Consider the following 11,363-nt stretch of genomic DNA (forward strand, 5'->3'; position numbering starts at 1 on the left):
GACAGGCTGCAAGCGTTGTTCCGCGACTTTCCAAGCCTCGCGGCATGGCTTGTAACCCATTCGCTAAGCGAAGGATATGGAGACGCCGGCCATGCGGTATACCCACACATCGCCGACATTCTCCAAGTTCCGCTGGATTACCAGCCGCATCGAAAGGTGCTGTTCCGCTCATTCTGTGCGGTTTGCGACCGGTTCGGGTTACCTACCCGAGGCTTCGATCGCGATGTCGACGTCTACCTTCTTCATGCCGGCGTAAGCCAAGCGCAGCTTCCACACCTGATCGACGCGTTTCTGAGACAGGAAGCAGCTTTTGGCCCGCCCCCTGTCGAAACGACCGTGCTGCTCAACCGCTGGGAAGACGATGCACTGTATTTTCTCCCTCCTGCGGTCAACGTGCTTCGCCGTGCGATCCTCTGGGACGAGACTGCCTGGCATGCCGGCCTATTTGCCCGGATACGCCAAGACCCAGAGGCCTTCGTCCCTGCAATCGAGTTCGAGAGGTCTTTTAAGGAAGTCTTTGATCAGAGACTGAAAGAAACGCGGCCAACATCGAGCCGAGGAGGAACCGAGGCGCTGGCACCGCGGCCGCGGCTTCATTGGCAATCTGGTGGGCTTGTGTTGAAACTGCCTCGAAGCGAGGGGCGAATTCGCCTCTGGCTCGATGGCGCGCAACGACCGCTCCGGTTGCGCGGTGGTGAGGACTGGACACTACCTCAGCCCTGGCCCCAAGAGTTCCGTTGGGAAATCTCTTGCCAGACCGGGCAACTCGAGCTCCTCGCTCAAGGGGAATGTGCCGCGTTTGACAGGATGACCGGCCACTATCTGCGCGAGATCCCTCGAGGCTCGGTTGATATCGAACTGGACTCAACGGACATCGTTATCGTGGCACGGGCGCCATTCTCGATAGCAGGCGAACCTGCTCTCGAACCGGAAGCCGATAGCTTTGTCGGTTTCGCGGTGCTTGGACCGCGCCCCATAGCGCTCGATCTCGACGGTGTGCAAACAGGTCTCAAGGCCCGTCCAAGAAGACGCCTTTCCCTAGCAGGAGACGAAATCGCAAGCGGTCCACGAGGCGCACTTCATGGGCGTTCTGCACGCCTTCGAATCGAAACTGGCTTGGGACGCTCCGAGACACGAGCGGTACGGGTCACACTCGGTGTGCAGTCGCGCCTTGTCGAGGTATCGATTTCAGATGACGGTTTTGGTGAAGTCGGGATGGAAGAGGTGCTCGCTGGCTTCGCAGAGGCTGAGGCAGCCGACCCGATGCGCCTCCGGATGGAACTGATGGCGCCAAGCGCCGATGGCACCGCCTCTCATGGGTCTGGGATCACGCTTGCCGCATGGGTATGGCCTGGCTTCGGCGGCTCAGACGGCATCGTGTTCCGCAGCGAACGCCAAGTCCGCAATCTCGTCCAAGATGAATGCCTCCACGTCGGTCGTGACGACCAGGGGCGTCTATGCCTTGAGCCCGGCGGCGGGTACAGCGTTGCACGCGTCGTATTCGAGATCGAAGGCGCTCATGTTCCTTTTGATCTGCCTTGGCCCGATGTCACCGTATCAAGGCGCCGTGCGGAAGGGAGTGTTGCCCCGCTCCCGCTTGGCACCCGGCTCTCGGTTGGTGAAGACGACCGCTTCGATACGATCAGCATCCGATGCCCTGACCAGAAGGCACAGCTGATCACTCGTGGCAGACGCGAAGAACGTCCATTCTATGGGGGGCTGACCCGCAGTCTTGCTGTGCGGGACCTTCTGGCGCCCGCGTCTGATGAACGTGTGTTGCTTCAGCGCGGAAACGGTTCGGAAGTCCTGCTATTCGAACTGGTCGCGGCACTGGCGCCGCAGTCAATCAACCTCCTTCCCGCTCGCAGCGCGATCCGACTGCAGCTGAAATTCGGAGAGCCGGTCGATGCAGTGGCTGTCGAGGTCGAGGACGAAACGGGCGCTGCCGTTTTCGCAGAAGCAGCCCTTCGGCATCGGCCGGTGGCGACGCGCCGGCCAGACTGGTTCCATGCCGAGGTAAACGACAAAGACGCGCACGGACTCGAACTGACCCTCGATACCGATTGGATTGATGACGGTCCCTGTCTGGCCCGGCTCTTGATCCGACCCGAAGGACGCGATGGTTGGCGACCCCTCCGCAATTCGCGAGGCGACAGTTTTGCCGTCGCCATTGCCAACCCGGCAGCAGACGGACTCGTGCAGGACGCAGAGCTTCAGCGTCGGTTCGAGGCTCTCAGCCGCTGGTTGTCAGATTGCTACGCAGCAGAGTGCTGGCCGACGCTCGAGCGCACACTGGTGCCACGCTGGCAGGAACTCGGATGTCGGCTGCGAGAACTTCGTGGTGGCGATGGAGCAGTTATGCGAGCGGCGTGCTTGCCGCCTCCCGAGCATACGGCACCTGGCTGGGTGCCGATCCTCCACCCTCTTCAGTTCGCTCCGGATCTATACGCTGCAGCGCCGCAGGCATTCGCGGCTCTGGCGGCGTCCGTTGATCCTGGTGTCGCCGAGATGGCTGCGCTCGCCACACTCAATACAGCGCGCCTACGCGAGCTGTCTCATCTCCATCCCACAGTCTACCTGGCCTTCCGAAACCTGCAGGCGGCGCGCGACAAGGGCTCGAGACTGGAGGGATTCGATCCAGCACGCTTCTTCAGAAATCTGCCATTGGTCGACGGTGACCCATCGGCGGGATGGTTCTGGCGTGGGACGCCTTTGCTCGGGCCCGACCATTGGCGCGCTGCGCATCTCCGGCTAGTCGAGCGGCTCGACGCCGCCGGCCTCTTCCTCGATGACACGGCCGAAGAGGGACCGAACAGCCGGCGCCAAGGATCCCTGCAACGGTTGATGCATGCAGCCTGGACCCTGGCACCCGAAAAGCTTCGTCCACCTGCTCCGCGCCGCAGTCAGGACTCTGAGGAGCCGGCTCAGGTGGATCTATGGGGCTCGGCATTGCTTTCTGGCTTTGCACGTGCAAGCCGCCTCAATGAGGTGGCAGAGTATGTTGATACCGTCTCCACTCGGGCGGGCATGCCGCCAGCACAAGCTCTCACCAGCATTGCATTCATGTTGCGCCTCGCCCCCGAGCTTTTCGCCTTCCACCTATTGCTCTGGCAAATCGCCAAGGAACGTCCATGACCGAACTCGACCCAATCCGTTTCAAGGACAACCTCGGTGCGACGCTGGCGCGGTACATCACAACTGCCGCTGCAGTGTCGTCAGCGCGAGCGCCCCGTCTGTCACGCGCCGTGGCCGACGCATGCGCACGCGCGGCATTGGTGCGCGGCCCATTCGTCGAGAGTCTGCCAGACTTCGAGAAGGGCGGCAGTATTGAAGAACTGGTGGGCAATAGGGCACTGCACGGTGCTTGGTCGGCACTCTCCCAAAGCGAAGAGGGGCGATCCCTCTGGCATAGGCGGCTTCACCTACACCAGTCGGCAGCCATTGGTCGCGACGAAAACTACCTGGTCGCCACGGGTACCGGGTCGGGCAAGACGGAGTCTTTTCTCTTCCCATTGATCGACGATCTCCTGCGTCAGGGAGAACTGGAGCGGCCAGGCGTTCGCGCAATTCTGGTCTATCCTCTCAACGCCCTCGCAAACGACCAGATGCACCGTATCGCCCGACTGTTGTTTCGGGATCTTGGAGACCCCGGCATCACGCTCGGGCGCTTCACCGGGCAGGTGCGCTCTGATGCTACGAGATCGGACGAAGAAGGACGGCTGATCGCCACGCCCACCTTTCAGGCTGACTTCCCCGACGCTCGACATGCTCCACGAAACTGGCTTCTTGCCAGGGGCGAGATGCTTCAGACACCGCCCCACATCCTCGTCACCAACTACGCCATGCTCGAGCACATCCTGCTCTTGCCGCGAAACCGAGCATTGCTTGCCGGGGCGGACGTCCGTTGGCTCGTCCTCGACGAGGTCCATACCTATACGGGGGCTCAAGCCATCGAAGTCGCTTTCCTCCTGCGAAAGCTGAAGGCGCGGCTCGGCATACCCCAGGGGCAGATCCGTTGTGTCGGGACATCCGCAAGCCTCGATCCAGCGAAGCGCGAAGAACTCGCACGCTTCGCTGAAGACCTGTTCGGGGAACCGTTCCCGAGCGGAGACGGCGCGGTCATCACCACCGAACGACGACTGCATCCAGCCCTCACCGACGGCGTGGAACCACAAGAACTCTCCGCGGCCGATTGGGTTAGAGCAGCGCGAATACTCTCGGAGCTGCGAGAGCAAGGGTGCCTCGAAGCTGAAAATGTCGACTATTTGACCGAGGACTGGAACGAGGCGATGCGGGAAGCTGGCGTCGATGCGCTACTCCTCGACCCTGCGCAACCGTTCGGCGAAGCGCTTATTGCGCGGCTAGCTGGCATCAAGCAGGTTCGCGACGTAGCCAGTGCGCTTAAGGAGCGAGCTTTGCCATTCGCCGATCTCGCGGCGCGGGTTTTTGCGTCAGAGTCTGGAGAGACGGCGCGGACAGCTCTTACGGCTCTGATCTCACTGGGCGTTCTGGCTCGACCTTCCGTCCCAGGCGCGTTTCCACTTCTCCCGGCACGCTTTCATCTAGCCGCCTCGGGCGTGGAGGGTGTCGCGCTAAAGCTTTCTGCAAGCGATCTCGAGAATTGGGCGGACTTCAGGCTTTCTCGCAATGGCACGCACATCGACGGTGCCCCGGCCTATCCCCTTCTCGTCTGCCGCAACTGCGGCGAGCCCTACGTCGAGGGCTGGGACGATGGAACAATGCTTCACCCGCGTCCCGAGATCAGTCCCGGAGCGAGGCGCCGGGTCTTGAGGTTGATCAGGGCGGGAGAGGCCGCGACAGAGATAGACCCTGACGAACTGGACGAGGAACTCGAGGAGGAAACTCCTTTCGAATTCTTCGCCAATACTGGCGAGTTGGCCGACGGCCCTGAGGAGGGCGTGCTCTCCCTTGCCGAAGCCCCGATGCGCGACGATGCCGAGGAACGGCGCAGCTACGTCCGGAAATGCCTATCTTGCGGAGCGACCGGCGGCCGCTTCGCTGAGCCTGTTACTCCGATCCACCCTGGTGACGATGCGCTCGCGTCGGTAACGGCGCAGGCACTGCTCGAGGCCCTGCCTCCGCCGCAGGGGCGGTCGTCGGAAGCACCGATGCAAGGGCGAAACCTCCTCGTCTTTGCGGACAACCGGCAGGACGCGGCGTTCTTCGCCCCATTCTTCGAGCGTACGGCTCGAGATCAAGCGCTCCGTGCAGCTATGGTCCAGGCGCTGCGTCGAGAGACCAACGAAGCTTTGGACCTCATGGGGCTGCGCGATGGTGTCTGGACGCAGCTCAGGCGATCCGGCTTCAAGCTATATGATCGCCGCAATCCAGAACCTCTGAGCAGCAGCGCCGCCAAAGACCGCCTGATGGCCCTGATCGCAGCTGAACTCTGCGGTGGCCCACTGCGACTATCACTTGAATCCCTCGGCCTCATCACCGTGCAATATGAGGGGGATGCGAGGATTACTCAGCGACTCAACGAAAGGGTTCCGCCTGAGTATCGGGGCATAGTGCCGGCCCTGGTACGCTTTCTGCTCGACATCATTCGGCAATCGAGAGCGATCAACACGCTTGAGAACATTGACCTAACAGATGAGTCCATATGGGGAGAGGGGTTGGCGAGCGCGGACATTTCGTGGTCGTTGTCGCGGACGCACCAGAGTCGCCGACTGCGAACGTTGCTCTCAGAACCGGGACGGCCCAATCGGCCACTGTGGGTGCTGATCGACAGGCTTGGAATCCCAGACGGCCAAGCGAGAGACATTCTCTCGGCTTTCTGGGAAGAGGCGACGCGGCCCCGTCACCGTCTCCTTCTGCCCGGGGGACACGGTCATGTGCTGAACTTGGCGTCCATGCGTTTCGCTGCGACGCCGGAAGGAGAACTGCGCCGCTGTGAAAGTTGCGGTGCGTCCAGCCAAATCGATCTCGGGGGCGTGTGTACCGCCTGGCGCTGTACGGGACGCACAGTTCCTGTTTCAGCCAAAGAACGGGACGAGATGCGCAGACGCAACCATTACCTCGTTCGTTATGAAGGGCAGCCGCTGAGCGGGATCGCTCGGGAGCACACCGCCGCCATATCGACGACGGAACGATCCGAGATCGAGGAGCGGTTCCGGCAGGGCGAGATCAACTTGCTCAGCTGCACCACGACAATGGAAATGGGTGTCGATCTGGGCGAGCTGGAAGCGGTTTTCTGCCGGAACGTCCCGCCAGGCATTGCGAACTATCAGCAGCGCGCCGGTCGCGCTGGCCGCCGCGCGCAGGCCGCGCCTGTTGCATTGATGATGGCGAGGTCCGGCCGATACGACCAAGCACAATTCAACGATCTGCGTGGCTATCTCGAGGCGCTCCCCCCCGCGCCATATCTGACATTGGATAACCCGAGCTTCTTCCGACGCCACCAGGTCTCATGCCTGCTGGCAGGTTGGCTGGATCATCGCTTGGCAGGCCACGAGCGCACGGGAGCTCCGCGTCTGCGTGATGTGCTGGGCGAGCGCTTGGACGAGGCTGCTGAGACAACTCTTCTGGCAGACCTTTCAGCATGGCTCGCTTCGGAGGCCGGTGTTGCCGCACGCATGGTTGCCGAGCGCATGGCGTCCACTCTCCCGGCAAGACTTGATCATGTAGGCCTTGTCGCGGGCGAACTGACTGAGCACTCGCGCGCAGAGATAACGCGCTGGATCCGGGCTACTTGCGCTCGCTGGCGCGAGCTCAACGACGCCTACGAAACGGCACGTGCCGCGCTCGATGATCCGGATGCGAACGAGCAGGCCCGCTCCCGCGCTGCCGGTCGCATGAATGGCCGTTTGGGCGACATGCGTCGGTATCTTGATCGATTCCTGGTTGAGGCCCTGTCGCGTGCTGCCGTCATACCGACTTACAGCTTCCCGGTTCACTCGATTCATCTAGAGATTGTCACGGAACGAGGCGCTCGCACCGCTTCGGATGATCGAGCTTTGCAGCTCGATCGAGACGCAGCAATGGCGATCGCCGAGTATGCGCCGGGGGCCGAAGTCGTGGCCGGTGGCCGAATTTGGACGTCCGCGGGCATCGCACGGAGAGCCACGGTAGGCACCGGCGATGCTTGGATGGAACGTGGTTTCCACCGCGTTTGTCCGACGTGCCAGCATGCAGAAACACACCATGACCGGGATGATTTCGGGGAGAATTGCCCTCAGTGCGGCGTACGGGCCAGTGGCCCGCGCCGCGCCTTCGTTGAACCCGTCGGGTTTCTGACATCATATGCCGACCGGCAAGGTAGAGACCCCGGTGCGACACGCGTGAGAGTGCGCCCCGTCGACGAAGCGCGCCTCCTTACGCGAGCCCGCCCTGAGGACTTCCGGGTTTCGGACCTCGCACGCGTCACGCATTTCTTCGCACCAGCTATTGCGCCAGAGGGGCGTCAGCCTGGACGGATGCTCGTCTTGAACCGCGGGCCGCTGGGGGCGGGCTATCTTTGGTGCCCGTCCTGCGAGCATGCGAGACCGGCGCCCCAAGAGGCACTTGGCGGGGCCGAGATCCGGGCAATGCATGAGAACCCGCGGACCGGAGATCGGTGCCGGGTTGAATCCCTCCGCTGGCCCGTGGACCTCGCACATGTCTTCGAAACGGATCTTCGGGGGATCCGCATCGATCAGCCGGTTCCTGACTTTTCTGATCGCCCCACGGAAACTGAACGGCGGGCTGCCCGTGATGGTTTCCTTAGAACGTTGGCTGAGGCACTGAGACTTGCGGCAGCGGACATTCTTGAAACCGACCCAAGAGACCTCCGCGCGACCGTTGAGCTTCTCGGTGCGTCCCCGCTGGTCATCCTATCGGACTCAGTCCCAGGCGGTGCCGGCTACTGCCGTCGATTGCTCGACGATTCTCGCTTCTCCGCCCGGGTGCTGCTGGGGCGGGCGATCGCGATCCTCGATTGCCCTCGTGGCGCAGCCTGTGAGACGAGCTGCTCGCGGTGCGTGAATGACTACTCCAACCAGGTCTATTGGGATCAGTTCGATCGTCATCCTGTGTTTGGCTGGTTGCGCGGCCTGCTTGCGGAGTCGACACCGCGGCCCGCTCATGCGCCCGTGGCGGCGGTCCCGGTAGCGCAGACCGCGGCGACGACGCTGCGGGTGCGTCTCGAGGGAGCGGGGCTGGTGGCCGTATCTGCGCCAGCTCTCTGGGGTGCCGAAGATCGGTCCGAGGCCCTCACAAGCGCGCGGGCATTGCGAAACTGGCTCGATGAAGCCTCGAACAGGCATGCCCTCTATCTACTTCCACCGGGTGCGGTTGATGCAGGTACCCCGACAGGCCTCGATCGTGAGATTGCCTATGCTTTGGCGCCATACGAGCGATCCGGCCAGCTTCGCTTTGGCGCGCTCGACGGGTCGGCCGTTGCGAACGCGCCTCGCCTGTCTGTCTTGAAGGGTGTCGGGTCAGAGGCCTCTGTGGATGCATTCTACGCATCGCAGGACGCGGCGGCGGCTCTTGCCGGGCCACTGGAGGGGGTCAGCCACCTTTTTTCATGCTCAGCAGGCGACAGCTGGCTTGCGTCGGTGCAGGACAGCGTCCGAACGCTGCCGGGTCCGTTGGCGGGGCTCACAGAACGTTTGCGTGTCTTCCGCTTCCGACCGGGCACCGCCCGAGCGCTCACACCGCTCTTTCAAGGCGTAGCAGGGCGCCGTGTCGCGCTCGAAATCGAGGATCCCTGGTGCGGCGTTCGCCCACATAACCGACGTCGCCTAGCGAGCTTTGTCGCTGCCGCTGGGGCAGCGGGCGTCGACATCGAGCGACTTGCAGTCGTGTGGAATCCCGATCACGGCGAGCCGGGTACGCCGCAATCGCAGTCGAGCGCGTTACGCGCTGAGCTGCGATCTGCCGGCATCACGGTTACACCCGAACTCCATCACCGCTCTGCACGCAATCGCCATTTCCATGATCGCGTTGTGACGATTCAGACCGTCGATGGCGGGCCGAGGGTCAACCTGAGATGGGACGTGACCGCGGGAATCGACAATCTGATGTCTCACTCGAAGGAGTGCAGCGTCTTCATCGAGGAGCGCTGAGCCCAACTGCTCATGTGGAAGCACGAAGGACTTCGGCCCCTCTTGCTTCCACAGTGCTTCCACGGGTGCTGGAAACGCGAACGCCGCCCCGGAGGGCGGCGTTCAAGCGTTTGATAACGCGTAGGAATTTGGTTGCGGGAGTAGGATTTGAACCTACGACCTTCAGGTTATGAGCCTGACGAGCTACCAGACTGCTCCATCCCGCGCCACGTGCTTCCGCCCATGAGCTGAACAAGGTTGGGCGGCATCGTTAGAGAGATACAAACGAGGATCTTTCTAGGTTTGGCGGCGACCTACTCTCCCACGTCTTAAGACGCAGTACCATTGGCGCTAAGGCACTTAACGGCCGGGTTCGGAATGGGACCGGGTGTTTTGCTCTTGCTATGACCACCAAACCGAGAAAGATCCTCGTAATCCAAGCCTGTACACGTCGGTGTACGATTTCGGTCCAGCATGAAGTCCTGCTTCTACTGGATCAAATCAAGCCTATCGGGCAATTAGTACCGGTCAACTGAACGCATTGCTGCGCTTACATCTCCGGCCTATCGACGTGGTGGTCTACCACGGCCCTCAGGGATACCTTGTTTTGAGGGGGGCTTCCCGCTTAGATGCCTTCAGCGGTTATCCTGTCCGATCATAGCTACCCTGCACTGCTGCTGGCGCAACAACAGGTCCACCAGTGGATCGTTCACCCCGGTCCTCTCGTACTAGGGGCAACTCCTCTCAAGTATCCTACACCCACGGCAGATAGGGACCGAACTGTCTCACGACGTTCTAAACCCAGCTCACGTACCTCTTTAAACGGCGAACAGCCGTACCCTTGGGACCTGCTCCAGCCCCAGGATGAGATGAGCCGACATCGAGGTGCCAAACACTGCCGTCGATATGGACTCTTGGGCAGTATCAGCCTGTTATCCCCGGCGTACCTTTTATCCGTTGAGCGATGGCCCTTCCACTCGGGACCACCGGATCACTATGGCCGTCTTTCGACTCTGCTCGACTTGTCAGTCTCGCAGTCAGGCTGGCTTCTGCCATTGCACTCAACGAGCGATTTCCGACCGCTCTGAGCCAACCTTCGCGCGCCTCCGTTACGCTTTAGGAGGCGACCGCCCCAGTCAAACTACCCGCCACGCAGGGTCCCGGACCCCGATAAGGGGCCGCGGTTAGACATCAAGAGTGCGAAGGGTGGTATCTCAAGGGTGGCTCCACCGAAACTGGCGTCCCGGGTTCGAAGCCTTCCACCTATCCTGCACATCACAATCCTGATGCCAGTGCGAAGCTGTAGTAAAGGTGCACGGGGTCTTTCCGTCTAACCGCGGGAAGCCTGCATCTTAACAGGCAATTCAATTTCGCTGAGTCGATGTTGGAGACAGCGGGGAAGTCGTTACGCCATTCGTGCAGGTCGGAACTTACCCGACAAGGAATTTCGCTACCTTAGGACCGTTATAGTTACGGCCGCCGTTTACCTGGGCTTCAATTCGGTGCTCTCACACCTCCTTTTAACCTTCAGGCACCGGGCAGGCGTCAGACCCTATACGTCGTCTTGCGACTTCGCAGAGCCCTGTGTTTTTAGTAAACAGTCGCCACCCCCTGGTTTGTGCCCCCGCCCCGCAGTTGCCTGCGAAGCGGGCCTCCTTCTCGCGAACTTACGGAGGCATTTTGCCGAGTTCCTTCAACATCGTTCTCTCAAGCGCCTTGGTATGCTCTACCAGTCCACCTGTGTCGGTTTAGGGTACGGTCTGATGGAGGGGCTATTTCCAGGGACCGATTAGCTGCCCATCCAATCCGATAAGGATGAACAACCGTCACGATCCGTCACCACCTCCCGGCCCAGGAATATTAACCTGGTTCCCATCGGCTACGCCTTTCGGCCTCGCCTTAGGGGCCGGCTCACCCTGCTCAGATTAGCTTTAAGCAGGAACCCTTGGACTTTCGGCGAGAGTGTCTCTCACACTCTTTGTCGCTACTCATGTCACCATTCTCGCTAGTGATCTCTCCACCGGATGGCTCACGCCCCGGCTTCATCGAAAGCCTCTCTCCTCCAACACGGCCTGGGCCGCTAAGGAGGAATGAGACTATGTCACACTACGCTCTGCTACCAGTGCTTACGCACTCCTCGGCTTCGGCTCGTGGCTTGAGCCCCGTTACATCTTCGCCGCAAGACAGCTTGTTTAGACCAGTGAGCTGTTACGCTATCTTTAAAGGATGGCTGCTTCTAAGCCAACCTCCTGGTTGTTTTGGCCGTCTCACCTGCTTTCCCACTTAGCCACGAATTAGGGGCCTTAGCCGGAGGTC

The 11,363-nt window shown here is 61.4% G+C and carries 2 protein-coding genes, 1 tRNA gene and 2 rRNA genes (1 of these 5 running past the window's edge); 2 read left to right on the plus strand and 3 right to left on the minus strand.

Features of this window, described 5'->3' with window-relative positions; genetic code table 11:
- Positions 1-15: 15 nt before the first annotated feature.
- Entirely contained in the window at positions 16-3,135 is a 3,120-nt protein-coding gene (locus ACH13J_RS02175; protein ID WP_397541673.1) for a hypothetical protein, read from the plus strand.
- Positions 3,132-9,068 (plus strand): DEAD/DEAH box helicase, encoded by a 5,937-nt coding sequence (locus ACH13J_RS02180; protein ID WP_397541674.1) that lies wholly within the window; start codon positions 3,132-3,134, stop codon positions 9,066-9,068. The genes ACH13J_RS02175 and ACH13J_RS02180 overlap by 4 nt, the downstream gene beginning before the upstream one ends.
- Positions 9,069-9,197: 129 nt before the next feature.
- Here ACH13J_RS02180 and ACH13J_RS02185 read toward each other — a convergent pair.
- The 3 genes from ACH13J_RS02185 to ACH13J_RS02195 form a co-directional block, all read right to left on the minus strand.
- Positions 9,198-9,274, minus strand: a tRNA-Met gene (locus tag ACH13J_RS02185).
- 74 nt (positions 9,275-9,348) lie between these two features.
- Positions 9,349-9,463: ribosomal RNA gene (rrf, locus tag ACH13J_RS02190) — 5S ribosomal RNA — on the minus strand.
- Between the two features lie 81 nt (positions 9,464-9,544).
- A 23S ribosomal RNA gene (locus ACH13J_RS02195) occupies positions 9,545-11,363 on the minus strand; it runs 1,617 nt beyond the window's last position.

The organism is Roseovarius salis (assembly GCF_044472985.1).
Classification (GTDB): domain Bacteria; phylum Pseudomonadota; class Alphaproteobacteria; order Rhodobacterales; family Rhodobacteraceae; genus Roseovarius; species Roseovarius salis.